The organism is Kitasatospora sp. NPDC096204, assembly GCF_044763205.1.
In the GTDB taxonomy this organism is placed as follows: domain Bacteria; phylum Actinomycetota; class Actinomycetes; order Streptomycetales; family Streptomycetaceae; genus Kitasatospora.
Genome location: NZ_JBIWFT010000016.1, coordinates 31110 through 56185 on the forward strand (window position 1 = coordinate 31110; position 25076 = coordinate 56185).

Sequence of the window (25076 nt, forward strand, 5' to 3'; positions counted from 1 at the left end):
CGGGTACGGGCCAGGGTTCGACACTGGCTCGACGGGCCCGCGTTCCCGGGATCGTGGTCGGTGGTCGGCGAATGCGGGAAGGGGCCGGGGCATGACTGGGTCGCAGCGGTGGGGTGTCACCACGACGATGGTGGGCCGCGAGGAGGAGCGGGCGCAGCTCGCGGAGTTCCTCGGGTCCGCCACGGGCCGGGCGCTCGTCCTGCGCGGGGAGGCGGGGGTCGGCAAGAGTTCGCTGCTGGGCCACGCCGTCGCGCTGGCGGAGCAGGAAGGCCACGTGGTGGTCCGGGCCGCCGGCGTCGAGGCGGAGTCCGAGCTGTCCTATGCCGGGCTGCACCAGTTCCTCCATCCGCTGCTGGCCGACGTCGAGCGGCTGGACGACGGGACCCGGGCGGTGTTCGATGCCGTGTTCGGCGGGGTGCAGGGCGATCCGCCCTCGGTCATGACGCTCGGCATCGCCGTTCTCAGCCTGCTGTCGCTCGCCGCCGCGCAGCGGCCGCTGCTGCTGGTCCTCGACGACGGGCAGTGGCTGGACGACTCCAGCGCCGACGTCTGCGGCTTCGTGGGCCGGCGCCTGGCCGGCGGCCCGGCGAAGATGCTGGTCGCGGTCCGCACCGACCTCACGTCGCGCTTCGACACCGCCGCACTGCCCGAGCTGCCGGTCGACGCCCTCCCCGACGAGGAGGCGGCACTTCTACTGGACCACCGATATCCGGATCTGGGCCGACAGGCCCGCCGGATCGTCCTGGACCAGGCCCGGGGCAACCCGCTGGCCCTGGTGGAGCTGCCCGCCCACTTCGCGGGCCGGTCGAGCGACCTCCCGATCGAAGACCTCATCGGTCAGCGCGGCGTGCCGCTGCCCCGGCGGCTGCAACGGCTGTACGGCGCCCGCATCGCGGCCCTCGACGAGCAGGTCCGGGCCGAACTCCTGACGGGCGCGCTCGACGGAGCCGGAACCCCGCGCGGCGCCGGATCCTCGAGCGGCACCAACGCCGTCCCCGGCACCCGCTACGCCATGCGCGACGCCGACCCGGCGGTGGCCGCCGGGCTGCTGGACATCGACGTGGTCACCGGTGATCTCGTCTTCCGCCACCCGCTGGTGCGTTCCGCCGTCGTGCGGATGGCCACTCCCAACCAGCGCCGCGCCGCGCACCTGGCGCTGGCACAGGTTCACCGGGAGAACCTCGAACGCCGGGCGACGCACCTGGCGGCGGCGACGGTCGATCCGGATGAGGAGGTCGCCGACGTCCTGGAGGCGGCGGCCGAGTCGGCGACCCGGCGCGGCGGCGCGCTGGCCGCCGTGAGCTGGCTGACCCGCGCCGCCGAGCTCAGCGAGAACCACACCGGCCGCTCCCGGCGCCTGACCGACGCGTCCTTCGTCGCCGCTCACGCCGCCCGCCTCGGCCAGGCGCACCGACTGGTCCAGGCGGACCTCGCGCCCGGCTCGACGGAGTCGCCGGCCTCGGTGCTGGCAGCCGCCTACCGGGCGCTCTACCAGGACGGGGACGTCCGCTCCACCCACCGGCGGGTCTCGGCCGCGATCGAGAAGCTCCGGGACGCCGGGACGGCCTCCGGCTCGGCCGAGCCGGAGGAGGTCCTCACCCGGCTGGTGGTCCTCCTCCTGGCGATCAGCCAGTACAGCGGGGACCGCGCGGTCTGGGAGAACACACGCGAACTCCTGGCCTCCATGGGCGACCTCGTCACCGAACACTCGCGCCTCTTCAGCGACACCTGGAGCGATGTGACCAGGCACGGGGCAGGCTGGGCCGGGCCGGTGCGACAGGCCGCCGCCAACCTGTCGAATCCGGAGCCCTGGGACGTCACTCGGTTCGGCGTGGCCGCGTACCACCTCGACCTCCTGAGCCACTACCGCCCCCACCTCCAGCGGGTGGTGGACCGCGAGCTGGAGACCGGAGCCGTGGCCACCGGGATGGTCATGCTGCACCAGATCATGCTCGACCAGATGGCGGCCGGCGAATGGCCCCAGGCCGAGGAAACCGGACAGCGCGGCCTGGACCTGGCGACCGAGCACGGCCACCACCTGTTCGCCGCCCAGAGCCGCGCGTACCTGGCCCAGCTCGCCGCGCTGCGCGGGCAGGTCGGGCGGGCGCGGGACCTCCAGGCCGAGGTGGACGCCTGGGCCCGCCCGCGCGGACTGGGGTTCCTGACCCAGGTCGCCGACTCAGCCGGCGCGACCGCCGCGCTGGGCTCCGGCGACTACGAGACCGCGTACCTCTACGCCATCGGGATCACGCAGCCGGGCACGTTCCGGCCCTACGCGTACCAGGCCTCGCGCACCCTGCTCGATCTCGCCGAGGCCGCCCAGCACACCGGACGCGTCGAGCAGGCCCGGGCTCACGCCCTCGCCGCCCGCGACGCCGGCCTGCCGTCCGTGTCGCCCCGCCTGGCGCTGATCACCTACGGCGCGCTGGCGATGACCGCCGAGAACGAACGGGAGGCCGCCGAGATGTTCGTCCGGGCCGAATCCCACCCGGACGCCGCCCGCTTCCCGTTCGAACTGGCCCGGATCCGGCTGGCGCACGGCATCCGGATGCGCCACGTCCAGGGCCTGGCGGCGGCGCGGCCGTACCTGGTTCCGGCGGCCGAGGCGTTCGAGCGGCTGGGCGCGGCCGGCTGGACCGAGCGGGCCCGGGCCGAACTGCGCGCCACTGGGACCGCGCCCCGCGTCTCGACGCTGAACCTGGCCTCGCTGACCTGGCAGGAACGCCGCATCGCCGACCTGGCCGCCGGCGGTCTGACGAACAAGGAGATCGGCGAGCGGATGCACCTGTCGCCGCGCACCGTCAGCTCACACCTGTACCGCGTGTTCCCCAAGCTGGGCATCACGGCCCGGGCGGCGCTGCGCGACGCGCTGAGCCGGACCGACACCCTGAGCCGGACCGACGCGGCGCAGGTCTGACGCCCGCGCTCAGCCCTGTGCGGCCACGGCCTCGATGCCGTTCGCGGCCAGCCAGGCGAGGACGTGGTCGGCGACCGGGCGCCAGCCGCTGTCGAACACCAGGGAGTGCCCCCGATCGGCGAACTGCTTCAGATCGGTCACGGCGGAGGAGTCTCCGTAGAGCTTGTAGACCGCGCGGGTCACGGCGTCCGGGACCATCCGGTCCTCCTGCCCGGACACGAGCAGGAGCGGCCCGCGCGCCGAATTGGCCGTGTCCACCACGGTGTCGGCGGCCCCGCGTCCCAGGTCCGTGAGCAGCCTGAGCGGGGCCGGTACGGCGTACCGGTCGAAGAGCTCCGTAGCCTCCTCCTCGCCGACCGCGTTGGCGACGACGTGCCGGAACCACGCGCGCGACAGCGGCTCGCAGCCCGGGTACCGGGTCGAACCGGCGGGCAGCGGCGCGAGGGCGACGGCGGCACTGCCGAGGTCGGCTCCGAGGAGGTGCTGGGCGATGAGGCCGCCGGCCGAATGCCCGATCAGGACCGGCGGGTTGTCGAAGGCGCGCACGATCCTCTCGTAGTGGGCGGTGAGCGCGGCGAGCCCGAGGTCGCGTAGCGGCCCGGGATCGCGGCGGACCTGGTCGGCGGTGGGGGCCTCGCCGGGCCAGTCCGGGACGCACACCGCGTAGCCGTACGCGGTGAACCGTTCGGCCCAGCCCTCCCAGGAGGACCTGTGGAACCACGCACCGTGGATGAAGACGACGGGGGTTTGCTTCACGGCCAGACCTTCCGATTGCACACACGACGGCACGCGACGATCCGCCGGCATCGCGGCGCTCCTTTGAGGATCACCGAGCGAAAGCACGGCGGAAACAGTCGAATGACTGAATGTGGCGGCCCGGCAGAGCCTTCACGCCTCTTCGGGTGTCTCGGCGTCATGTGACTGATGTGTCGCGCCGGTTGCCGAAGAACAGTGGAGGCAACAGCGGGCCTCCAGGAAGGATCGGACATGATCAACAGGCGTACGTTCACCAAGGCAGTCGGCCTCGGCATGGGCGCCACGGCGGTGTCGGTCGGCGCGGCGTCGAACGCTCCGGCTGCCTTCGCGGCCGGTTCCGAGCGGCCCGGTCGCCCGGCCCCGGTCATCCCGACCATCGCCCCGGGCACCCACAGCGCGTTCACCGTGCTGAAGCGGGTCCGGGCCGGCGTGCTCGACATCGGCTACGCCGAGGCCGGGCCCGCGCACGGCCCGGTGGTCATCTGCCTGCACGGCTGGCCCTACGACATCCACAGCTATGTCGACGTGGCGCCGCTGCTGGCCGACGCCGGCTACCGGGTGATCGTGCCGTACCTGCGGGGCCACGGCACCACCACCTTCCTGTCCCCGACGACCGTCCGCAACGCGCAGCAGGCCGCGATCGCCGTCGACGTCATCGCCCTGATGGACGCACTCAAGATCCACAAGGCGGTGCTGGCCGGCTTCGACTGGGGCTCGCGGGCCGCCGGCACCGTCGCGGCGCTGTGGCCGGAGCGGGTCAAGGCCCTGGTGGCGGTGAGCGGTTACCTCATCGTCAACCTCCCGTCGCAGCGGAACCCGCTGCCGCCGAAGGCCGAGCACACCTGGTGGTACCAGTACTACTTCGCCACCGACCGAGGCCGCATCGCCATGGAGACCAGGCAGAACCGGCACGACCTGTGTCGGCTGGTGTGGGAGGAGACCTCCCCGACCTGGAAGTTCGACGACGCCACCTTCGAGCGCACCGCCACGGCCTTCGAGAACCCCGACTACGCCGCCGTGGTGATCCACAATTACCGCTGGCGCCTGGGCCTGGCCGACGGCGAGCCCCGCTACGAGCGCTACGAGCAGCTGCTCGCGGCCCGGCCCGCCGTCACCGTGCCGGCCATCGCCGTGGACCCCGCCCTCGACCCGTTCCTGCCCACCACCGACGGCAGCGGGTACCGGCGGTTCTTCACCGGCCGGTACGAGCACCGCCTGCTCGACGGCGTCGGCCACAACGCGCCGCAGGAGGCGCCGACGGCCTTCGCCCAGGCCGTGGTGGACGCCGACCACCTCTGACCCACGCGCATGCCGACCACAGGAGGTACGGACGTGAGTGATCCTGGTCCCAGCACGAACGGACAGGCGGCGGCAGTCCGCAAGGCCCGGTTCGGCGCGCTCCCGGAACGTGTCCCCTTCGAGGACATGGTCGAAGAGAAGGCGGTGCCGCCGGCGTACCGGGCGGTGGACGTCCACGACCCCGACGCGCTGGCGGTGAGGTTCTCCTGTCTGGCGGCGGATCTGGGTCTCTGAGCGCAGCGGGTCACGTACGACAGTGTTCGGGTCCGTACCCGCCCGGGGGACGGACCCGAACGTGTTGTCCCGCCGGTCTCAGCCGCGCGAGGGGCGGACGCAGCGGAAGCTGCTCGCGGCGTTCGGGTCACCGTGGCCGGTGTAGCGGGAGACCATCGGGTAGCGGCACAGGTCACGGGCGACGGTCCCACCGGTGGCGGTGGTCAGGGTGGCGTGCAGAACCGCCGGTGCCTTGCCGTGCTCGACCCAGGCGGTCAGTGACGCCAGGTCGTCGACCTTGCCGCCGTCCAGGCCGCAGTGCGAGACGCCCGGTGCCAGGAAGAGCCGGTAGAAGTCGTCGACCTTCCTCGTGCCGCTCATCTCCTCGTCCACGCGCTTGCGGTAGTCGACCGTGCCCGCGGTGGGGATCAGCTGGTCGGCGTCGCCGTGCCAGGTGATCAGCTTGCCGCCAGCGTCGCGGAATGCTGAGAGGTCCGCGTCCCGGGTGCCGATGACCGGGTCGTACTCGGCGCGGGCCTTGCGGAAGAGCTCCTCGAACTTCGCGGTGGTGAGGGTCGCGGTGTCGAACGAGGGCTGCTCCTGCACGAACGTGGCGGCCCACACCGACGGGACGAAGAACGGCGCGCCCGTGGTAACCCCGTTCGCGTCGGTCTTGGTGGCCGCCAGGGGGAGGAAGTCGGCGCCGATCGGCAGCCCGTACCAGAGCCGCTTGCCGTTCACGTCGCGCGGGCCGTCCCAGATCTTGCGGACCACCTCGGCGTCCGCCTCGGTGACGGTGACCTGCTTGCCGTCGCACTCGATCCGCGTGCCCACCAGGCGGCGCGGGTCGAAGTCGCACCGCTCCGGGTCGCTGATCAGGCCGTCGGCGACGCCGTCGAGCTTGTCGCAGGCCTTGAGGGCGGCCCGCTTGAAGGCGTCGAACTCGCAGCCGGTCGGGTAGGTGTGCGCCTCGTTCATCACGACCTGCGGCCACAGGGTGGCGAGTTCGAACTGGTTCCAGTTGATGCCCGGCGCCGAGGCGTTGATGCCGTTGAAGTCGTTCGGGTAGCGCTGGGCCTCCATGTAGCCCTGGCGGCCGCCAGTGGAACAGCCGTTCCAGTAGGAGTAGGACGCCGCCTTGCCGTAGACGTCGGCCACGACCTGCTTGCCGACCAGCGCCATCTCGTGCGCGGAGCGGGAGGAGAAGTTGTCCAGGAGCGCGGTGTTGACGCGTCCGGAGGCGTCCAGCGCCCAGCTGGTCTCCAGGGCTCCGCCGACGCCGGCGTCGGTCGTGGCGGCGGCGTAGCCCTGCTTGACGGCCGCGGCGAGCCCGGCGCCGTTGTCCCCGGCGGCGTAGGCGAGACCGCCGATCGCCTGGAAGCGGCCGTTCCAACCCGTCCGCGGCAGCCAGACGTTCACCTTGGCGTGGTCGTTCGCGCCGGGATGGGTCAGCGTGACCGTCACCTCGCAGTGCGCCGGGACGTCCGGCACCGGGAAGCCGCCGAGCGGCGGGACCCCGGGCACCTGGAAGGTGCCGGCCGGCACGGCGGCCGCGGTCACGGACTCCACCGCGGTGCCCTCCGGGGCCGGCAGCGTGGACGGAGCGCAGGTGAAGGACGAGGGGCCGGCGACGGCGAGGGACGCCGACGCGCTCGCCGGTGTGGAGATGGCCGCGGCGGCGGCCAGGGGTACACAGGCCGCGACGATGGTCAGGAACCGTCGTTTCATGATCTCTCCTCGGAATCGGGGACGGCGCCCTCACTGTGGTGGCCCAGGCGGTGGCGGCACATCAGTCACCTGACGCAAGTCGGCGGGACGGCTCCGAGGACCGGAACGGCCGGAAGCATGGAGTCACATGACCGATGCGCCGGGAACGGCCCAAGGGCGACAGTGAGGACCGCCAGATCCACTGCGCTGCTCAAACCCCTTGGAGCGTTCCCATGTTCAGCATCGAGAGCAACCGCCTGCGCCGCTTCGTCGCCGGGGCCGGTGCCGGGGCCGGTGCGATCGCCACCGTCGGCGCGTTCGCCGTCGCTGGCACCGCGAACGCCGCGAACGCCGCGACCGAGGACTCGGCCGCCGACCGGGGCCCGAAGCCGACCGTCGTCCTGGAGCACGGCGCGTTCGCCGACGGCTCCAGCTGGGACGGCGTGATCGCCAGGCTGCGCCACGACGGCTACCCGGTGGTGGCCGCCGCCAACCCGCTGCGCGGCCCGGCCTCCGACGCCGCCGCGCTGCGCAGCGTCGTCGACCACATCAAGGGCCCCGTCGTCCTGGTCGGCCACTCCTACGGCGGCTCGGTCATCAGCGAGGCCGCCGTCGGCGAGCCGCGGGTCAAGGCCCTCGTCTACGTCGCCGCGTTCCTGCCCGCGCCGGGAGAGTCCGCGCTGCAGCTGACCAACCGGTTCCCCGGGTCCACCCTGCCCGGCACGCTGGACCCGGTGCCGTTCACCAACGCCGACGGCAGCACCGGCACTGACCTGTACATCCAGCAGGACAAGTTCCGGGCCCAGTTCGCCGCCGACGTCCCGGCCGACAAGGCCGCGCTGGCGGCTGCATCGCAGCGGCCGATCGCCCAGGCCGCGCTGGAGGAGAAGGCCACCGCCGCCGCCTGGCAGACCGTTCCCAGCTGGGACATCGTCACGACCGAGGACCTCAACATCCCGGCCGCCGCCCAGCGGTTCATGGCCGATCGCGCCCACGCCCACACCACCGAGGTGGCCGCGTCCCACTCCGTCGCGGTGTCCCACCCGGGCCTGGTGGCCGGGGTCGTCGAGAAGGCCGCCCGCGCCACCCGCTAGGCCCTGCCCGGCGGCCGCGACCCGTCACACCCCGTCCGCTGAACAGCGGCCCCTGAACGCCGGGAGGGCGGACCCCCCGCCAACATCCTCCGCCTTCCCGGCTCGTCTCGCCCGAGCGGATCCGGCGCCCGCTCGGGCGACCTGCGCAAGGTGTTCACCAAGCTCCGCATAAGCTCACGGCGGGAGTTGCGCACGGCGCTGCCGTAACCCGTGGCTACTGCCCGGCCAGGGCGCCGTCGAGCTCACGGCGGGACGAGATCCCCAGCTTGACGAAGACCTTGCGCAGGTGCCACTCGACCGTGCGGGGGCTGAGGAACAGCCGCGCTCCGATCTCCGCGTTCGGGTGCCCGCCGGCCGCGAGGCGGGCGATCTGCCCCTCCTGCGGGGTCAGGACCGGCGCGCCGGGGGCCCGCTTGCGGACGGTCTCGCCGGTGGCGAGCAGTTCGCGCCGGGCCCGCTCGGCGAACGCCTCCATGCCCGTCGCCGTCGCCGCCTCGTGCGCCGCCCGCAGTTCGGTACGGGCCTGGGCGCGCCGGTTCTGGCGGCGCAGCCACTCTCCGAACAACAGTTTGGCCCGGATCTCGAATACCCGGAGCCCGCCCCGGCCGAAGTGGTCGACGGCCTCGCGGTAGCGGTCCTCGGCATTCTCCGGTGCTCCGGCCAGGGCCTCGGCGACCGCGTGCGCACCGAGGGCCCAGGGGGTGCCGGCCCGGCTCCAGTCGGCGAGCCGCTCGCATGCCCGGGCCGCCGCGGCCGGGTCGCCGGCCCGGGTCGCGGCCTCGACCAGCTCGCCACAGGTCCACTGGTACACGACGAGGTCCTGGTGCTCCGCGCCCCGCAGCGCCGCCTCCAGGGCGAGCGCGTAGTTGCCCAGGCCGTTATGGAGCACGGCCCGGGCGCACGCCGCCACGCCGACGAGTCGTCCCAGGCCGCGCTGCGCGCCCTCGTGTTCCATCGCCTCGATCGCTTCCAGGGCCGGTCGTTCCCGTCCACGGTACGCGCTGATCAAAGCCGCTGTGGCCGTGCGCGGCACCGTGCCGGTGGCCTTCTCGATGGCCGCGGCCTCGGCCAGCAGGTCCTCGGCCTCGGCGAAGCGCCCCGCGTAGCTCAACGAGGCCGCCTGGTAGGGCAGCGCCGTCGAGAGGACCGACAGTGTTCCCGTCCGGCGGGCGAAGCGGACCGCCCGGTCGCCAATGTCCAGCCAGCCCGGGAGGTCGCCCAGCACCGGGGCGGCGTTCGCGGCCGCCCACAGGACGGACGGGTCCTCCTCCTCGGTGAGCGAGCGCTGCGCCCGCGCCAGTAGCGGGAAGGCGGCGGCCGGCCCGTCCACGGTCCAGGTGACCAGGGCCCGGAGGAAGACACCCGCCGTCTCCTCGCCGGGCGGCAGGTCGCGAGCGGCCTCGGCGACCCGGCGCAGTGCGCCTTCGTCGTACCGGCCGGCCCAGAGGGCCGCGTCGAACGCCGCTAGGCAGGTCTCCCGCGCGGCGGCCGGGTCGAGGTCCCTGAACCGGCCCGCCGCGTCGAGCAGAGGCTGCACCGCGCCCCTCCCCGAGTCGGTCATGGACGACGCCTTGGCCCGCAGCCGGCCGGCATGGGCCTGCTGCAGCCGGTCCAGCGGCCCCAGTTCGGCGGCGGCGAGCAGGTCGGGCACCCGGGCCGGCACGCCCGCGGCGACATGGGCTGCCGCGGCCGCCAGCGCGCGCCGCGCCCGCTCCTTCGGATCGGGGGTGAGCGCGGCGGCACGTTCCAGGAAGGCCGCGGCGGCCGCCCGGCCACCGCGCGCCAGCGCCCGGTCGGCGGAGCGCTCCAGTGCGGCGGCGACCTGCTCGTCCGGTCCGACCGCGGCGTGGGCCCGGTGCCACGCCCGCCGGTCGGGGTCGCGCGCGGCGTCGGTGGCCTCGGCCAGGGCGCGGTGAGCCGCCCGCAGGGCGGCGGCGTCCGCGCCGCGCCAGACCGCCGAACGCACCAGCGGGTGCCGGAACCGCACCGGGGCGCCCAGGGTGATCAGGTCCGCGGTCTCGGCCGGTGCCGCGGCTTCGAGCCCGATGCCCAGCAGGCGCAGCGCGTGCCACAACAGCGGCCCGTCGCCGACCGGTTCGACCGCCGCGACCAGCAGCAGGGCGCGGGTGTCGGCCGGCAGCGCGTCGACGCGCCGACGGAAGCCTTCCTCGACCCGGGTCGCCAACGGGCCGGCGCCGGGCCCTGCGAAGCCGAACGCCAGCTCCGCCGGCGACAGGCCCCGGGGCAACTCCAGCAGGGCGAGCGGATTCCCACCGGTCTCGGCGACGATCCGGTCCCGCACCCGGGCGTCGACCGGCCCCGGCAGCACGCCGTCGAGCAGTGCCCGGGCGTCGGCGTCGGCCAGCCCGCGCAGGAGGAGGTCCGGCAGACCGGAGAGACCCTCGTCCCCCTTCCCGTCGGTGGTCCGCTCGGCGAACACCAGCGCCACCGATTCGGCGTCCAGCCGACGCCCGACGAACGCCAGGATCCGCTGGGACATCAGGTCCAGCCACTGCGCGTCGTCGACCAGGCACACCAGCGGTGACCGGGCCGCCGCCTCGGCGAAGAGACCGAGGACCGCGATCCCGACCAGCAGCATCTCGGGCGGGTTCCCCGCACTCAGGCCGAACGCGACGCGCAGCGCGTCCTGCTGCACCGCCGGCAGTCGATCGAGCTGCGGCAACAGCGGGGCACACAGCCGTTGGAGGGCCGAGTAGGCGAACTCGGCCTCGGCCTCGACCCCCGCCGCACGGACGACCTGCGACCCCCCTGCCTCCCCGGCCAGATGATCGAGCAGCGCCGACTTGCCGACGCCCGCCTCACCCCGCAGCACCAGCACCCGGCTGCGCCCGTCGCGCACCTCCCGCAGCAGACGGTCCAGCACCGCCAACTCCCGGGTACGCCCGAGCAGCTGGTGTTTCGCGTGCGGCGGCATGGCACCTCCGGCAGGAGTTCCTCCCGGAGGAGCTACGCCCCCATTGTACGAACCCGCCGGCACTGCTACGGGGCCCGGTCGAAGCCGGTCTTGAACAAGACGTAGCCCTGGGCGAAGGTGGCGATGAGGAAGACGCTCCGGGCGGTTGCCGTCAGCCAGAGGTTGTTCCGGATGCCGGCCAGCGTGTTCTCGTGCTGGAAACGGCTCCAACTGCGCTCGGTCCACTGGCCTGGGTACGCCTGGTGGTTGCTGGTGGGCGAGGTGCCCAGGACGACGATGAGGGCGTCGCCCGTGTCCCGGGTGAACGCGACGCTGGGGGCTCCGACGATCGGCAGGGCGCCGTCGAGCAGCTCCGGCTGGGACCAGCGGTTCTCGCCGTATTGCTGCGTCATGACGTAAGCGTGTCCGTCCACTCCGCGGTGGACGACGGCGATCTGATTCCATTAGGTGCTGTAAACCAAGGAGTTGGCCGTCTCGCTCCAATCCCAGGAACCTGAACGGCCTCCCTCTAGTTCGCTCCGTCGAAGTAGGCGGTGTACTGGCTGAGGTCTTTCGCGCTCCCCCAGGAGAGAAACATCTGGTTGTTGCGGAGCTGGATGACGGACGGCGACAGGGTGGGGCCGGGTGACCACGTTCCCCGCGGGCGACCAGCAGTTTCCGGGCCGACCTCTGCGAGGGGATCCCGCCCAGGGTGAACCGCGGCTGCGTGGAGTAGATCCGCCCGTCGGTTCCGGTGTGGAAGATGTAGAAGCCGTTGGTGGTCCACACCACCCGGGGCGCTACCAGCGTCTCGGGGCCCGGGAAGACCACCGGCCCTCCGTTGTTCAGTGATATCCAGACGCGGTTGTTGTCGTTCCCGCGCCAGACCTGGACCTAGACGCCGAGGGGACTGCGGGCCTCCGAAATGGTGTCACTGGACATCAGGTTGACACCGTCCTCGGTCTCCCCGTACCACATGGTGCCTTCGCCGGTGGTCGCCGACGCGGGCACGGCCGGTCCCACGAGCAGGGCGAGGACGGCGGCGAGGACGGCCGTCAACAGACTGCCACCTCGAAGAGTTTGGACACAGACTCCCCCGTTCGAACAATGGATGGGAAAGACCCGGGGTCGCCGCCGGCACGGCGACCCCGGGCACATCTCTTGGCGCGGTCCTCGCCGGAACTACCTCAACACCCGGAAGGCGGCGCGGAGTTCTTCGGCCAGTAGCTGTGGCTGCTCCCAGGCGGCGAAGTGGCCGCCTCTGTCGACCTCGTTCCAGTGGATGATGTTGCCGAAGGTCCGCTCGCCCCAGCTGCGCGGTGCGGGGTAGATCTCGGCGGGGAAGACCGTCACTGCGACCGGCACCTTCGGAATGGACACCGCGTTGAACGGTCCGCCGCCGGACTGGGCGCCCTCCCAGTACAGCCGGCACGAGGACGCGCCGGTGCCGGTCAGCCAGTACATCGAGATCGCGTCGAGCATCTCGTCGTAGGTGAGGACCTTCTCGGGCTCACCATCGGAGTCCGTCCACTCCGCGAACTTGTCGTAGTAGTAGGACGCCATGCCCACCGGGGAGTCGGTGAGGGAGTAGGCGATCGTCTGGGGGGTCTGGTTCATCATCGCCGCGTAGCCGAAGCCGTCGCGGTAGAAGTGCACCAGCCGGTCGTACGCCCGCTTCTCCTCGGCCGACAGGTTCGCCGGGGTCGGGTCGAAGTTGCGCACCCGGCGCAGGACGTCGTCCGGCACGGTCCCCGGCATGTTGATGTGGATGCCGAGCAGGCCCTTCGGCTGCTGGACGGCGAGCACCTCGGAGAGGATCGCGCCGTGGTCGCCGCCCTGCGAGACGTACTCCGGGTACCCGAGGCGCATCATCAGCTCGTGGAAAGCGCGCGCCGTGCGGGGGAAGTTCCACCCGGGCTTGGTCGGCTTGCCCGAGAAGCCGTAGCCGGGCAGGGTCGGCAGGACCAGGTGGAAGGCGTCCTGGGCGCGCCCGCCGTGCGCCGTGGGGTCGGTCAACGGGCCGATGACCTTGAGCAGCTCGACGATCGAGCCGGGCCAGCCGTGCGTCATCAGCATCGGCATGGCGCCGGCGTGCCGGGAGCGTATGTGGGCGAACTGGATGTCCAGCCCGTCGATCTCGGTGATGTACTGCGGCAGGTCGTTGAGGCGCCCCTCGAGGGTGCGCCATTCGTACCGGGTGCCCCAGTACTCCATCAGCGGCCGCATCTTCGCCAGTTGAGCGCCCTGGGTGCGGCTGCCGACGGTCTCGCGGTCGGGCCACCGGGTCGCGCGGACGCGCCGCCGCAGGTCGTTGAGGTCCGCCTGCGGGACCTTGATGCGGAACGGGCGGATACCCGCGCCTGGCCGCGGTGCGCCGCCGGGCTCCGCCTCCCGGCCGGTGGCCGCCTGGCCTGGGGCGGACAGGCCGACCTGTCCGGCGACGACACCGGCCGCCGCGAGACCGAGGAAGCGGCGTCGACCGGTGCCGGGCCTGCTCATGGCTTCGTGCGCTGCCATCGAGGACTCCTTGTGTCGAAACGGAAGGTGAGGTGTTCCACCCGCCGTCAGGCCGGGACCACCCTGTAACTCAGCACCGGCCACGGCAGGTTGGACTGGACCAGCGAGCCGGTGGCCCACGGGTGGGCGCCGGTGCAGCCCGCGCCGGCGTACAGCACCACGGACGCGGAGCCGGAGACGACCTGGACCGAGCGGGCGGGCGCCGACAGCGTGTGGCAGGTGCCGAGATCGTCGAGGTCGACCGTGGTCACCGCGCCGCTCCCGCCGGTGCCCGAGTAGAGGTGGGCGCCCGGCTGCAACGGGGGCCAGCCGGCGGCGTGCGCCGATCCGGCGCCGATGCCCAGCACGGCGGCGGCGACGGTCGCCGCGGCGGCCGAGCCGAGGAGCACGGCCTTGGGTGTGAACATGTGAACCACCTTCTCTGTCGGTGTGACGGTGTTGCCGGAGGTATTGCCATAGGAGGGCTCAGACCCGGTTCTCCGCCTGGAACATCCAGCTCTGCTTCTCCAGTTCGGCGATGAGCCCGGTCAGCAGGTCCTCGGTTACGGCATCCGCCTCGCCGGCCGGGCCGACGCGCTCGCGCAGTCGGCGGATGACGGTGGCAGACGTTGAGAAGTTCTGGGCGATGGCGGCCACTTCGTCAAGCTGCACGTGCACGGAGCCGAACCGCGGACCGTACAGGTTCCAGTGCGCCTGCTTGGCCACCAGGGCGAGATCGAGGAGGTCGACCAGGGTCGCCTGGAGGGCGCTGCCGGCGACTTCTCGGGCGCCATCGGACAGCGGGCTGCTGATGACGGGGGGTACGGACATGCTGAGTCCCTTCGGAGCGGGCGTGCACTCTCCATCCTTGGCTCCGCACCGTCGTTCGGCATCGGTCATTTGACGGTGCTCGCAGGTGCTGGGTGAACGGGGCTCCACCGATTCACGGGCGCAGTCAGATGACCGATGTGCGGTCCCGTCGCCGACGGGCACTGTGGTGATCGCCGCCCGAACCCACCTGTTCGCGAAAAAGGTCCATCGTCATGAGCGTCTCCAGCGTCGCCCTGGTCACCGGGGCCACCACCGGCATCGGCAGGGAGACCAGCCTGGCCCTGGCCCGCGTCGGCCACGCCGTCGTCGTCTCCGGCCGCCGCAAGGAAGCGGGAGAAGCCGTCGCCCGCGAGATCCGCGACAACGGCGGCGAGGCCGCCTTCGTCGCCGCCGACGTCGACTCCGAGGAGTCCGTCGCCGCCCTCATCACGGCCACCGTCGAGCGCTACGGCCGACTCGACGTCGCGGTCAACAACGCCGGGATCTCCCTCGACCGCGGCCGCCTGGCCGACGAACCCACCAGCCGCTTCCAGCAGATGCTCACCACGAACGTGCTCGGCGTCTTCTGGGGCATGAAGTACCAGATCCAGCAGATGCTGGCCCAGGACACCCCCGGCGGCTCCATCGTCAACCTGGCCTCGATCGCGGGCCTCGGCGGCATCCGCTACGCGGCCAACTACTCCGCCACCAAGCACGCCGTGGTCGGCCTCACCAAGTCCGCCGCACTGGAGTGCGCCACCGACGGCATCCGCATCAACGCGGTCGCCCTCGCCTCGATCAAGACCGACATTCTCAACACCACCATCGAGGCCGGCACCTGGAACGAGGCCGTCATCGCAGCCCTCCAGCCCGTCAACCGGATAGGCCGCCCCACCGAAGTCGCCGAAGCCATCACCTGGCTCGCCTCACCGGCCGCGTCCTTCGTCACCGGAACCATCCTCAACGTCGCAATGTCTGTTACATTCGATGTGATCTGTATTCGTGTGATCGAGGAGTGGCAGACGTGGCGGGTGACGACGACATCTCCGGGTGAGATCCGGATCTGACGGCCATCGGCCGGTGCTTCAGGAGCGCCGCCGCCGGGATGGTCCGTTTCGTCGTACCCATTTTCCGCACGTCTGCCAGGGCAGAGCTCTACCCTCCTGCCCGCTTTCCTTCGAGGTCATCTCCATGTCCGACGCTGCCGTCGTCTGCTCGAACGTCTCCTTCGCCTGGCCCGACGACACCCGGGTCTTCCACGACCTGTCCTTCACCGTGCCCGCCGGCCGGACCGGCCTGGTCGCCCCCAACGGCGCCGGCAAGAGCACCCTGCTCAAGCTGATCGCCGGTGAACTCAAGCCCGCCACCGGCTCGGTGACGGTCACCGGAAGGCTCGGCTACCTCCGTCAGAGCCTCCCCCTGGCCTCCGGCCTCACCGTCGCCGAGGTGCTCGACGTCGCCGCGGTCATCCGGGCCATCGATGCCGTGGAGTCCGGGGACGTCGACGAGCGGCACTTCACCACCATCGGCGACGACTGGGACATCGAGGAGCGCACCCGTGCCCAGCTCGACCGCCTCGGCCTGACCGGCCTCGCCCTGGACCGCAGTCTGAGCACGCTCAGCGGCGGCCAGATCGTCTCCCTCGGCCTCGCCGCCCAGCTGCTCAAGCGCCCCGACGTGCTGCTGCTCGACGAGCCGACCAACAACCTCGACGCGCAGGCCCGGCACAAGCTCCACGACGTGCTGGGGGACTTCAACGGCTGCCTGCTGCTGGTCAGCCACGACCGCGCGCTGCTCGACCGGATGCAGCACATCGCCGAACTCGGCAACGGCGAACTGCGCTTCTACGGCGGGAACTTCACCGCCTACGAGGAGGCCGTCCGGGCCGAGCAGGAGGTCGCCGAGAAGAACGTCCGCAACGCCGAGCAGGAGCTGAAGCGGGAGAAGCGGGAGATGCAGCAGGCCCGCGAACGCGCCGAACGCCGCCAGAGCAACGCCGCCCGCAACCTCAAGAGCGCCGGCCTGCCCCGGATCTTCGCCGGGAACATGAAGCGCGGCGCCCAGGAGTCCGCGGGCCGGGCCGGCCAGATGCACGCGGCCCGGGTCGGCGAGGCCAAGGCCCGGCTCGACGAGGCTGGACGCGCCCTGCGCGAGGAGCAGCGCCTCTCCCTGGAGCTGCCCGACACCCAGGTGCCCGCCGGGCGCAACCTCTTCCTCGGCGAGGGCCTGCAGGTCCGCCACGCCGGCCGGCCGGTGTTCGCGGACGGCGGTGTCGACCTGAGCGTCCGCGGCCCCGAACGCATCGCGCTGACCGGGCCCAACGGCGCGGGCAAGAGCACCCTGCTGCGCCTGGTCACCGGCGAACTCGCCCCGGACGGCGGGGAGATCAGGCGCAGCGACGGGCGGATCGCCTACCTCTCGCAGCGCCTGGACCTGCTGGACCTCGACCGCACCGTGGCGGAGAACTTCGCCGCGTTCGCCCCCGAGCGGCCCGAGACGGAGCGGATGAACCTGCTCGCCCGCTTCCTGTTCCGCGGCGCCCGGGCCCATCTGCCGGTCGGGGTGCTCTCCGGCGGCGAGCGACTGCGCGCCACCCTGGCCTGCGTGCTGTGCGCGGAGCCCGCCCCGCACCTGCTGCTGCTCGACGAGCCGACCAACAACCTCGACCTGGTCAGCGCCGGGCAGTTGGAGAGCGCCCTGAACTCCTACCAGGGCGCCTTCCTGGTGGTCAGTCACGACGAGCGCTTCCTCGCCGAGATCGGGGTGAACCGCTGGCTCCGGCTGGCCGACGGCACGCTGAAGGAGACCGCGGCCCCCGCGTTGTGAACCGCCGGCGTGTGAACCGGCCCGCGCCCGAGGCTCCGTGCCCGGCGGGCCCACCACCCCCCACCTCGGAAGGTTCCCCGTGCTCCAGCACGCCCTGCTCGCCCATGACGTCGTCCGCGACCTCGGCGGTCGGCGCGTCCTCGACGGCGTCAGCCTGACCGCCGCCCCCGGCCACCGGATCGGCCTGATCGGGGAGAACGGCGCCGGCAAGTCCACCCTGCTGCGGGTGCTCGCCGGCGTGGACGAACCCGACGCGGGAAGCGTCTCGCGCCCCGCGGACCTCGGCTTCCTGCACCAGGAGATGCCCTTCGCGACCGACGCGACCGTCGCCGCCGTCCTGGACGACGCGCTGCGCGAGGCCCGCGAGGACCTCGCGGAACTGGACCGGCTCGGCGCGGAGATCGCCCGTGTCCCGGAGAGCGCCCCGGGCCACGCGGAACTCCTGGACGCCTACGGCAGGCGGCTGGAGCAGGCCCGGTACCGGGAGTCCTGGGACGCCGACCGCCGCGCCGCCCTGGTCCTCGACGGGCTGGGCCTCGGCACGCTCGGGCACGACCGCCCGCTCGGCTCGCTGTCCGGCGGGCAGCGCGGCCGGCTCGCCCTGGCCGCGCTGCTCGTCCGACGGCCGTCCGCGCTGCTGCTGGACGAGCCGACCAACCACCTCGACGACGGCGGCGCCGCCTTCCTGGAGGAGCAACTCCGTGAACTGCCCGGCACCGTGGTCCTCGCCTCCCACGACCGGGCGTTCCTGGACGCCGTCTGCACCCATCTGGTCGACCTCGACCCCGCGGTGGACGGACCGGTCCGCTACGGCGGAAACTACAGCGCCTACCTGGGCGAGCGGCGCGCCGAGCGGGAGCGCTGGGAGCGGCGCTACGCCGAGGAGCAGCAGGAGCTGGCACAGCTGCGCCACTCGGCCGGCGTGACCGCGCACCTGGTCGCACCGGACCGGGGGCCGCGCGACAACGAGAAGATGGGGTACGGCCACCGGGCGGGCCGGGTGCAGAGCCAGGTCTCCCGCCGGGTGCGCAACGCCGCCCGCCGGCTGGAGGAGCTGGAGCGCGCCCAGGCCCCCGAGCCGCCGCGCCCGCTGCGGTTCACGGCCGGCGCCCTGGCCACCGCCATCGAGGAGGGGAACCCCCAGCCCCTGGTGTCGCTCCGGGACGTCCGGGTGCCCGGCCGGCTCGCGCTGGACGGCCTGGAGGTGGCGGCGGCCGACCGGCTGCTAGTCACGGGCGGCAACGGGACGGGCAAGTCCACGCTGCTCGCCGTGCTCGCCGGGCACCTCGCCGCCGAGGGCACGGTAAGCCGACGCCCCGGGCTGACGGTCGGGCTGCTCACCCAGGACACCGTGTTCGACCGGCCCGACCGCACCGTCCGCGACACCTACCAGCGAGCACTGGGCCCGGCACGCGCCGAGGATGTCCCGTTGAAGTCGCTCGGCCTGCTGCACGCGGCAGACCTCGACAAACCCGTCGGCCGGCTGTCCGTCGGACAGCGCCGACGGCTCGCCCTGGCCCTTCTCGTCGCCGACCCGCCCCGACTACTGCTCCTCGACGAACCCACCAACCACCTCTCCCCGCGGCTGTGCGACGAACTGGAGGACGCCCTCGGCACCGGTCCCGGCGCGATCGTCCTCGCCAGCCACGACCGCTGGCTGCGCCAGCGCTGGCAGGGCCGCGAACTGCGGCTCGAACCGGCCGGGACCGCGCGCCACCACGGTCGCGAGCCGGTGCGTGACTGCGTCGGGGGTGTGATGCGGTAGGCAATGGGGAGCCCGTCCCGCCTGCGGGTCCGGCGGGGCGGGCCCCTCCAGTGCTTGTCGTCTTCCCATGACACCCTTGCGTTACAGGTCAGAGCAGTGATGCAGGGGGCAGAATCACAGGCACGTATGCCCGCATTCGGCATAGAGAAGGACTGGGATGAGAACCAGCAATCCGATCCTCTCCCGAAGGGGCTTCGCCCGCGACGACAGGCTCCCAGAGCCCGGCATCCGGCAACCACAGGCCGCCGACGTCGGCACGCATCCCCAGGACGGCAACCCCTTCGACGCCCACCAGAACGGCAGCTACCCCGGCGACGGCGACCTGCTCCTCCTCAAGGATGCTCCAGTCGAGCACACCGCGATGACGCTGGACGACGTCCTGGTCCGGACGGCCGGGACCCTGGGCACAGTGGCGCTGGCGGCGGGGCTCTCGTAGGTCCTGCTGCCGGTCGACGCCACGAGCATCGGCCGCTCGTACGGCATCGCCGTCGGCACCGCCCTGTTGCCGCGTTCGGATGTTCCTGCATCACGGCGAGCCTCAGTAAATCCATCCATGTCTTTGATGTCGCGTCATGTCTTGTTTCGGGGAGTCGCTCTCTCTCCGGGAACGCCCTTCATAGGCGTGATCAGACGGGTACGGTCCAAGAGCGGAAGCAGCGAAGGGGGAGACCCAATGAGTCAATGGCAGGACTTCACCACCGGCGAGCGGATCAAGATGCTCCGGGGGAAGGAGACCCAGGCTGATCTGGCTTCCCGTAGCGGGCTGTCGATGCACACGATTCAGAAGGCCGAGCAGGGCGGCAGCGTTTCGTTGCCGACGCTATTGCGCCTCGCGGAGGCGCTTCACTCCGACGTGTCGGTAATTCTCGGGCAGCAGGCTCCGCGGCGCGGAATGGGCCGGGATGACCGGTCGATGCTCCGCGAGCTGTCCCGGACGGTCCACGACACTGCGGTGGGTGCGCTGGTCGATCCCGCCGAGGGCACTGCTCCGGCAGGGCCGTTGCAAAGTCCCGTGATCTTGTAACAGTGCTGGTCACATGATGCCCAGCAGGTCGAGCGGGCGGATGAATGGCTCGTAGGAGGTGTGCCGGATGCCGGCGGCGATGTTGCGGTGCCCGGCGGCGCGGAGGGTGTTGATCGCCAGGTTGCGCAGGGTCGCCATGTTGTCGGGGCCGTGGCCGGTGCGGATCTTCGAAGCGTCCTCGGCGAAGGTGGTGTCGCGGACGAAGTGCAGCCTGTTCTCGATGGTCCACTGCGACCTGGCGAGTCGGCCGAGCCGCTCGGGCGAGGCTTCCTGCGAGGTCAGGTCGGTGATCGCGTAGATGGTCTGGCGGCTGACGGTGCCGGTTTTGAGGTCGGTGCGGTGGCGCAGGATGCGGACGGCCTGGGCGGCGTGGGGGAAGTCCAGGCCGAGACCGGTGACGGTGAGTGCCCTGGTCACGCGGGTCTCTTTGCGGCCGTGGCCGATCTCGCGGTCGTAGCGGCGTGCGGTGACGTCTTTCCACGGCAGCGACCGCAGTCGGCGGTGGAGTTCTGGCTGGTTGGCCTTGACCACCAGCAGGTAGTGGGCCTTCCTCGCCTCGACCAGGAAGTGCGCGTGGGCGCGCTGGGTGTGCAGGGCGTCGGCGGTGACGGTGACCCCGGTCAGGTCGAAGGGCTCCAACAGCGCGGTGAAGCAGGTGATTTCGTTGGTCTTGTCGGGAACCCGCAGCTGGGTGACGGTATGGCCGTCTGCGGTCATCGCGGCCAGCAGGTGGGCGGCGGGCGAGGTGCCGTGTCGGGAGCCGCGGGCGGCCTTGCCGTCCACGGCGATCGAGTCCGAGCCGGAGGGATCAGCGCCGGTCAGGTCGGCCAGGCCGACGATTCGCCGGATCGTGGTGGCGCTCGGTGCGACGCGCAAGCCCAGTGCGCCCGCGACCCGGGCGCCCAGGCGGGCCAGGGTGCGCTGCGGAGCGTTCGCGGACCACTGGCCGATGGCCGCGTACGAGTGCGCGCCGGCGACCACCGCCGAGGCGGCGACGAGCAGCACCGCCACGAACGGGTGACGCACCCCTCGGCGCCGACGCGGATCCGGCAGCAGCCGCAACCGCTCCACCAGCGACAATCCCGCCACACCCTCCAGAGCGGGCGACTTGATCAGGCAGACGGTGGCAGACTGGCGACACATCGAAGCTCCGGTGGTTCAGGGCGACTTGGGAAGGTCACCCTGTTCAACCGGAGCTTCGTTGCATTCGTGACGGTCCGACCCGCACTCCTCGCACCGCCGCGACCTGCGGACTCACGCGCTCACCAGGACTTTGAAACGCCCCTGCCCGACGTGTGGAGTGCTGCACGTCAGGGGCCTTCTCCTGATTCTGTCGAACTACCCGTCTCCGTTGACTAGTTGTTCAGATCGAACACCGCTGTGACCGGTGCGTGGTCGGACCAGCGGTCGGCGTGGGTGGCCGCCCGCTCGACGTAGGCCTCGACGGCTTTGTCGGCCAGGGTTTTTGTAGAGACAACTAGGTCGATCCTCCAGCCGGAGTCGTTGTCGAAGGCGCGGCCGCGGTAGGACCACCAGGAGTAGGGGCCGGTGCGGTCGGGGTGGAGAGCGCGGACGACGTCGACGTAGCCGGCCTCGTCGTAGACGCGGGAGAGCCAGGCGCGCTCCTCGGGGAGGAAGCCGGCGGACTTCTGGTTGGACTTCCAGTTCTTGAGGTCCTCGGGGCGGTGGGCGATGTTCCAGTCGCCGCAGACGACGACCTCGCGGCCGTCGGCGGCGGCGCGGGTGCGCAGGGCGGTGAGGTGGACGAGGAACTCCGCCATGAAGCGTTCCTTCTCGTCCTGGCGCTCGGTGCCGACCTCGCCGGAGGGGAGGTAGAGGCTGGCGACGGTCAGGCCCGGCAGGTCGATCTCGACGTACCTGCCCGAGTCGTCGAACTCCTCGGAGCCGAATCCGATCACCGTGCGCTGCGGCTCCTGCCGGGAGAGGACGGCGACGCCGGCCCGGCCCTTGGTGGCGGCGGGGGCCCAGACGGCGTGCCAGCCGTCCAGGTCGCGCAACTCGACGGGCAGCTGCGCGGGTTCCGAGCGCACCTCCTGGAGGCAGACCACGTCCGCCTCGGTGCCGGCCAGCCACTCGACGAAGCCCTTCTTGGCCGCTGCCCGGATTCCGTTCACGTTCACACTCGTCACCACGATCACCCGGGCAGCCTACCGACTGGTGGTCGCCGACCTGAATCGTGACGCGCGGGCCGAGGCCCCGGCGGGCGTGGACGCGGCCCCGGGCGCGGCCCCGGACGGGGCGCCGACGTGGATGGTGACAGTGGCTGACAGGAGCTGTCGTGAACGCGGCATGAAGATGTGCGGGCGCCCCATCAAGCCGCGTCATTGGTCTTGACCATCTCCGGACGGAGCGCCTAGGGTCACTTACTGCAAGGACCTTTAATAAAGAAGGACGGATAAAGGCCCGCTCTCCCACCTGCCGCGACAGCGGACAGTGGGCCCGGGATCCGCCCTCCTTGCTACAGGGCGGACAGCATCAGGGTGGAGGACACGGTGGGGACGACAGGACAGCTTTCTGCGGTGCCGGAGCCGAAGTACTGGCACCTGCGCACGGTGCTGCTGCGGGCCATCGACTCGGAGTTCTCCACCGGTCAGGTCCTGCCCAACGAGCGCGAGCTCTCGGCCCGTTTCGGCGTCGCCCGGGCCACGCTGCGGCAGGCGCTGGACCAGCTGGAGCTGGAGGGCCGCCTGGTGCGCCGCCGGGGGATCGGCACCCTGATCGCCGCCCCGCGGGTCGGCGTCCCGGTCAGCCGGCAGGAGGAGGGCTGGCCCGGCGCCGCGCGCAGCCAGTCCTGGCGCACGATCGACTGCACCACCGCCCCCGCCCCCGCGCAGCTGGCGAAGGGCCTCGGCATCGCCGAGGGTGCCACCGTGCACACCGTGCGCCGGGTCCGCCTGGTCGAGGGCCGCGCGGTGGCCACCGAGGCACTGCACGTCCCGGCCGCCGCCCTGCCGCACCTGCCGGGATTCCGCGCCGAGAGCGACCGCGCCCGTTCGGTGCTGCGCCAGCTGGAGCGCCTGGAGGTGGACGGCGAGTCCCGCTCGGTGGAGCTGGGCGTCGCCGAGGCCGAGCAGGCCGCGCTGCTGGAGCGCCCGCCCGGCGCGCCGGTGCTGGTGATGACCACCCAGTACGCCTCGGCCGGCCGGCTGGTGGCGCTGGCCGTCTCCACCTACCGGGCGGACACCTGCAAGCTGACCTTCGGCGAGGCCGGACTCGTCGAGGTCACCCCGGTCGGCGCGGCGGCCGAGGTCCGTACCGCCTCCTGAACCATTTTCCGAACACCCTCAGGTAGGGGCCCGGACGCCAACTGGCGTCCGGGCCTTTGCCGTTGGCCCGCAGACGTGACGTGACGCCCGCCCACGAGCGAGCCGCCCCGCCCACGGGGGGAGCCGCCCCGCCGGGGCGTCAGGCCCGGGGCGGGTCGACCGCGAAGAGCTGCTCCTCGACGTGGTCGAGGGCGACGCGCAGGGCGCCCATCGCCACCACCTCCGAGCCGAGGGCCGCCAGGGCGACCTCCGGGGCGCGCAGGGTCAACTGGGCGAGGCGTTCGCGCAGCGGGTCCAGGACGCCGTCGAGGCCGGCCGCCCAGCCGCCGACCACCACCAGCTGCGGGTCGATGGCCAGGACGAGCGCGGCGACGCCCTGGACGAGGCGGGTCAGGAAGCGGTCCATGGCGACCTTGGCGACCTCGTCGCCCTCCCGGGCCAGCCGCAGCACGCGGGCCACGGCGGCCTCGTCCAGCGGGTTGAGGGGCTTTCCGGTGGTGGAGAGCAGGCGCTCGGGGGTGACTTCCTGCCCGAGCAGGTGCAGGGCGCCGATCTCGCCGGCCGCGCCGCCGAAACCGCGGTGCAGCTTGCCGCCGATGAGGGAGCCGGCGCCGGGGCTGAGGCCGGCCATCACAAAGACGACGTCGTCGGCGCCGACCGCCGAACCCTGCCAGTGCTCGGCGATGGCGGCCAGGTTGGCGTCGTTCTCGATCAGGACCGGGCAGCGGAAGGAGCGCCGCAGCCGGGCTCCGAGGTCGAGCCCGGTCCAGCCGGGCATCGCGGTGCCCAGCCGGATGGTGCCCTCACGGTCCACGATGCCGGGGGTGCCGATGCCGACCGACCACAGGTTGTCCCGGGAGATGCCGGCCTTGCGTAGCACCTCGGCGACGGCGGTGCGGACGGCGGCGAGCCGGTCCTCGGCGTCGAGGCTCTCGTCCACGGGCTTGAAGTGACTGCCCACCACCTCGCCGGTGAGGTCGGCCAGGATGACCCGGATGTCGTGCACGCCGATCTCGATGCCGAGGATGTGCCCGGCCTCGGCGCGGAAGCGGAACCAGCGGGCCGGGCGGCCGCGGCGGCCGGTGCCCGGTTGGCCGTCGTCCCTCGGCTGGTCGACCTCGGCGACCAGTCCGGTCTCGACCAGGCCCTCGATCACGCCCTCGACCGTCGGGCGGGAGAGTCCGGTCTCGCCGACGAGCTGAGTGAGGGTCACGGAGTGGCCGTTGCGCAGCGCCCGGAGCGTGACCGCCGCGTTGATCCGCCGCAGCAGCGAGGAGTCTCCTCCGGTGAGCCGATCCGCCAATGCGATGCCCTTCGCCGTTCGCGCGACTGCCCTGGCGCGCGGTGTCGAGTGCGCGGTGCCCACCGAATGGCCCGCGGGGTTGCGGCCCCCGGAGAACGCGGCAGGGCGGCAGGGGGCCGCCTGCGCGAGGGCCGGAGGACAAGCGGAGCCTACCCGGGGACCGGCCCGGGCGGCGAGGATCTTCGCAGCTCATCCCGGCTTCGGTATCGAAATGGTACGGATCGGGTGGCGGTGCGTGACCCGGACTTCACCGCCCGGCCACGGCGGGCGGGCAGGCGAGCCGCCGGGGCCCCACCGACCGGCGGGAGCGTTCTGACAGCAGCGAGCCGAGGCTGAGCCGGGAGCCGGCCGACAGGGCGCCGAGGGTGGAACAGGCCGACCTGATCGACCCGATGGAGCCGACGGACAGGATGGACCCGATCGAGCCGATGGACCCGATCGACCCGATGGAGCCGATGGAGAGGACGGACCCGATCGAGCCGACGGAGAGGATGGACCCGATGGACCCGATGGACAGGACGGACCCGATCGACCCGATGGAGTCGATCGACAGTAGCGATCCGAGGGAGCCGAGGGAGGCGAGGGACCCGCGGGCGGGTCGGGCCGGACGCGTGGATGAGGTCATGACCCTTGAGCGTAGCCAGCCTCACCCCCCGGCGTCGCCC

Annotated in this window: 22 protein-coding genes; 10 read left to right on the forward strand and 12 right to left on the reverse strand. The window is 72.3% G+C overall.

Annotated features, from left to right (window positions below; translation table 11 throughout):
- The first annotated feature begins 91 nt into the window (after positions 1 to 91).
- Positions 92 to 2917: an AAA family ATPase gene (locus tag ACIQ87_RS19240; RefSeq protein ID WP_402407937.1), complete on the forward strand. Its 2826-nt coding sequence runs from the start codon at positions 92 to 94 to the stop codon at positions 2915 to 2917.
- A 9-nt stretch (positions 2918 to 2926) separates the two neighbouring features.
- Here ACIQ87_RS19240 and ACIQ87_RS19245 read toward each other — a convergent pair whose 3' ends face one another.
- Positions 2927 to 3673: an alpha/beta hydrolase gene (locus tag ACIQ87_RS19245; protein ID WP_402407940.1), complete on the reverse strand. Its 747-nt coding sequence runs from the start codon at positions 3671 to 3673 to the stop codon at positions 2927 to 2929.
- 231 nt (positions 3674 to 3904) lie between these two features.
- On the opposite strand from ACIQ87_RS19245, the gene ACIQ87_RS19250 reads away from it, so the two are divergent.
- Both ACIQ87_RS19250 and ACIQ87_RS19255 read left to right on the forward strand, forming a co-directional pair.
- Positions 3905 to 4972, forward strand: coding sequence for an alpha/beta fold hydrolase (locus tag ACIQ87_RS19250; protein ID WP_402407942.1), 1068 nt, complete (start codon positions 3905 to 3907; stop codon positions 4970 to 4972).
- A gap of 33 nt (positions 4973 to 5005) precedes the next feature.
- Positions 5006 to 5206 carry a hypothetical protein gene (locus ACIQ87_RS19255; protein WP_402407945.1) on the forward strand — a complete coding sequence of 67 codons (201 nt, stop codon included), beginning with the start codon at positions 5006 to 5008 and terminating at the stop codon, positions 5204 to 5206.
- A 78-nt stretch (positions 5207 to 5284) separates the two neighbouring features.
- Here ACIQ87_RS19255 and ACIQ87_RS19260 read toward each other — a convergent pair whose 3' ends face one another.
- Entirely contained in the window at positions 5285 to 6913 is a 1629-nt protein-coding gene (locus tag ACIQ87_RS19260) for a tannase/feruloyl esterase family alpha/beta hydrolase (protein WP_402407948.1), read from the reverse strand.
- 212 nt (positions 6914 to 7125) lie between these two features.
- Here ACIQ87_RS19260 and ACIQ87_RS19265 point away from each other — a divergent pair, with 212 nt between their 5' ends.
- Positions 7126 to 7986, forward strand: a complete 861-nt coding sequence (locus ACIQ87_RS19265) for an alpha/beta fold hydrolase (protein WP_402407951.1) — start codon at positions 7126 to 7128, stop codon at positions 7984 to 7986.
- A 214-nt stretch (positions 7987 to 8200) separates the two neighbouring features.
- On the opposite strand, the gene ACIQ87_RS19270 is transcribed toward ACIQ87_RS19265, so the two are convergent.
- The 6 genes from ACIQ87_RS19270 to ACIQ87_RS19295 all read right to left on the reverse strand — a co-directional run bounded on the left by ACIQ87_RS19270 (position 8201) and on the right by ACIQ87_RS19295 (position 14227).
- On the reverse strand, positions 8201 to 10921 hold the full coding sequence (locus ACIQ87_RS19270) for an AAA family ATPase (protein ID WP_402407954.1): 2721 nt from the start codon (positions 10919 to 10921) through the stop codon (positions 8201 to 8203).
- Positions 10922 to 10986: 65 nt separating this feature from the next.
- Positions 10987 to 11313: a hypothetical protein gene (locus tag ACIQ87_RS19275; RefSeq protein ID WP_402407956.1), complete on the reverse strand. Its 327-nt coding sequence runs from the start codon at positions 11311 to 11313 to the stop codon at positions 10987 to 10989.
- A gap of 481 nt (positions 11314 to 11794) precedes the next feature.
- Positions 11795 to 11959, reverse strand: a complete 165-nt coding sequence (locus ACIQ87_RS19280) for a hypothetical protein (RefSeq protein ID WP_402407959.1) — start codon at positions 11957 to 11959, stop codon at positions 11795 to 11797.
- Positions 11960 to 12082: 123 nt separating this feature from the next.
- Positions 12083 to 13417, reverse strand: a complete 1335-nt coding sequence (locus ACIQ87_RS19285; protein WP_402407962.1) for an alpha/beta fold hydrolase — start codon at positions 13415 to 13417, stop codon at positions 12083 to 12085.
- 47 nt (positions 13418 to 13464) lie between these two features.
- Positions 13465 to 13824: a hypothetical protein gene (locus ACIQ87_RS19290; RefSeq protein ID WP_402407964.1), complete on the reverse strand. Its 360-nt coding sequence runs from the start codon at positions 13822 to 13824 to the stop codon at positions 13465 to 13467.
- Positions 13825 to 13882: 58 nt separating this feature from the next.
- On the reverse strand, positions 13883 to 14227 hold the full coding sequence (locus tag ACIQ87_RS19295; RefSeq protein ID WP_402407966.1) for a hypothetical protein: 345 nt from the start codon (positions 14225 to 14227) through the stop codon (positions 13883 to 13885).
- Between the two features lie 212 nt (positions 14228 to 14439).
- Here ACIQ87_RS19295 and ACIQ87_RS19300 point away from each other — a divergent pair, with 212 nt between their 5' ends.
- The 5 genes from ACIQ87_RS19300 to ACIQ87_RS19320 all read left to right on the forward strand — a co-directional run bounded on the left by ACIQ87_RS19300 (position 14440) and on the right by ACIQ87_RS19320 (position 19821).
- On the forward strand, positions 14440 to 15273 hold the full coding sequence (locus tag ACIQ87_RS19300) for an SDR family oxidoreductase (RefSeq protein ID WP_402407969.1): 834 nt from the start codon (positions 14440 to 14442) through the stop codon (positions 15271 to 15273).
- A gap of 124 nt (positions 15274 to 15397) precedes the next feature.
- Complete coding sequence (abc-f, locus tag ACIQ87_RS19305) at positions 15398 to 17032, forward strand: ribosomal protection-like ABC-F family protein (RefSeq protein ID WP_402407971.1); 1635 nt, start codon at positions 15398 to 15400, stop codon at positions 17030 to 17032.
- A 79-nt stretch (positions 17033 to 17111) separates the two neighbouring features.
- Complete coding sequence (locus ACIQ87_RS19310; protein ID WP_402407974.1) at positions 17112 to 18797, forward strand: ABC-F family ATP-binding cassette domain-containing protein; 1686 nt, start codon at positions 17112 to 17114, stop codon at positions 18795 to 18797.
- 157 nt (positions 18798 to 18954) lie between these two features.
- Entirely contained in the window at positions 18955 to 19233 is a 279-nt protein-coding gene (locus ACIQ87_RS19315; RefSeq protein ID WP_402407977.1) for a hypothetical protein, read from the forward strand.
- 237 nt (positions 19234 to 19470) lie between these two features.
- Positions 19471 to 19821 carry a helix-turn-helix transcriptional regulator gene (locus tag ACIQ87_RS19320; RefSeq protein WP_402407980.1) on the forward strand — a complete coding sequence of 117 codons (351 nt, stop codon included), beginning with the start codon at positions 19471 to 19473 and terminating at the stop codon, positions 19819 to 19821.
- A 9-nt stretch (positions 19822 to 19830) separates the two neighbouring features.
- On the opposite strand, the gene ACIQ87_RS19325 is transcribed toward ACIQ87_RS19320, so the two are convergent.
- Both ACIQ87_RS19325 and ACIQ87_RS19330 read right to left on the reverse strand, forming a co-directional pair.
- Positions 19831 to 20964, reverse strand: a complete 1134-nt coding sequence (locus tag ACIQ87_RS19325) for an ISAs1 family transposase (protein ID WP_402407982.1) — start codon at positions 20962 to 20964, stop codon at positions 19831 to 19833.
- 212 nt (positions 20965 to 21176) lie between these two features.
- Positions 21177 to 21980, reverse strand: a complete 804-nt coding sequence (locus ACIQ87_RS19330) for an exodeoxyribonuclease III (protein ID WP_402407985.1) — start codon at positions 21978 to 21980, stop codon at positions 21177 to 21179.
- Positions 21981 to 22334: 354 nt separating this feature from the next.
- Here ACIQ87_RS19330 and ACIQ87_RS19335 point away from each other — a divergent pair, with 354 nt between their 5' ends.
- Complete coding sequence (locus tag ACIQ87_RS19335; RefSeq protein WP_402407987.1) at positions 22335 to 23108, forward strand: GntR family transcriptional regulator; 774 nt, start codon at positions 22335 to 22337, stop codon at positions 23106 to 23108.
- 139 nt (positions 23109 to 23247) lie between these two features.
- Here the strand turns inward: ACIQ87_RS19335 and ACIQ87_RS19340 are convergent, their stop codons facing one another.
- Positions 23248 to 24411, reverse strand: a complete 1164-nt coding sequence (locus ACIQ87_RS19340; RefSeq protein ID WP_402407991.1) for an ROK family transcriptional regulator — start codon at positions 24409 to 24411, stop codon at positions 23248 to 23250.
- Between the two features lie 247 nt (positions 24412 to 24658).
- Entirely contained in the window at positions 24659 to 25036 is a 378-nt protein-coding gene (locus tag ACIQ87_RS19345) for a hypothetical protein (RefSeq protein WP_402407992.1), read from the reverse strand.
- Positions 25037 to 25076 lie beyond the last annotated feature (40 nt).

What these genes read in the sequence shown, in the direction of transcription:
- ACIQ87_RS19240 (WP_402407937.1), top strand. Translation starts at nt 92, where the DNA reads ATGACTGGGTCGCAGCGGTGGGGTGTCACCACGACGATGGTGGGCCGC.
- ACIQ87_RS19250 (WP_402407942.1), top strand. Translation starts at nt 3,905, where the DNA reads ATGATCAACAGGCGTACGTTCACCAAGGCAGTCGGCCTCGGCATGGGC.
- ACIQ87_RS19260 (WP_402407948.1), bottom strand. Translation starts at nt 6,913, where the DNA reads ATGAAACGACGGTTCCTGACCATCGTCGCGGCCTGTGTACCCCTGGCC.
- ACIQ87_RS19265 (WP_402407951.1), top strand. Translation starts at nt 7,126, where the DNA reads ATGTTCAGCATCGAGAGCAACCGCCTGCGCCGCTTCGTCGCCGGGGCC.
- ACIQ87_RS19270 (WP_402407954.1), bottom strand. Translation starts at nt 10,921, where the DNA reads ATGCCGCCGCACGCGAAACACCAGCTGCTCGGGCGTACCCGGGAGTTG.
- ACIQ87_RS19275 (WP_402407956.1), bottom strand. Translation starts at nt 11,313, where the DNA reads ATGACGCAGCAATACGGCGAGAACCGCTGGTCCCAGCCGGAGCTGCTC.
- ACIQ87_RS19285 (WP_402407962.1), bottom strand. Translation starts at nt 13,417, where the DNA reads ATGGCAGCGCACGAAGCCATGAGCAGGCCCGGCACCGGTCGACGCCGC.
- ACIQ87_RS19290 (WP_402407964.1), bottom strand. Translation starts at nt 13,824, where the DNA reads ATGTTCACACCCAAGGCCGTGCTCCTCGGCTCGGCCGCCGCGGCGACC.
- ACIQ87_RS19295 (WP_402407966.1), bottom strand. Translation starts at nt 14,227, where the DNA reads ATGTCCGTACCCCCCGTCATCAGCAGCCCGCTGTCCGATGGCGCCCGA.
- ACIQ87_RS19300 (WP_402407969.1), top strand. Translation starts at nt 14,440, where the DNA reads ATGAGCGTCTCCAGCGTCGCCCTGGTCACCGGGGCCACCACCGGCATC.
- abc-f (WP_402407971.1), top strand. Translation starts at nt 15,398, where the DNA reads ATGTCCGACGCTGCCGTCGTCTGCTCGAACGTCTCCTTCGCCTGGCCC.
- ACIQ87_RS19315 (WP_402407977.1), top strand. Translation starts at nt 18,955, where the DNA reads ATGAGAACCAGCAATCCGATCCTCTCCCGAAGGGGCTTCGCCCGCGAC.
- ACIQ87_RS19320 (WP_402407980.1), top strand. Translation starts at nt 19,471, where the DNA reads ATGAGTCAATGGCAGGACTTCACCACCGGCGAGCGGATCAAGATGCTC.
- ACIQ87_RS19325 (WP_402407982.1), bottom strand. Translation starts at nt 20,964, where the DNA reads ATGTGTCGCCAGTCTGCCACCGTCTGCCTGATCAAGTCGCCCGCTCTG.
- ACIQ87_RS19345 (WP_402407992.1), bottom strand. Translation starts at nt 25,036, where the DNA reads ATGACCTCATCCACGCGTCCGGCCCGACCCGCCCGCGGGTCCCTCGCC.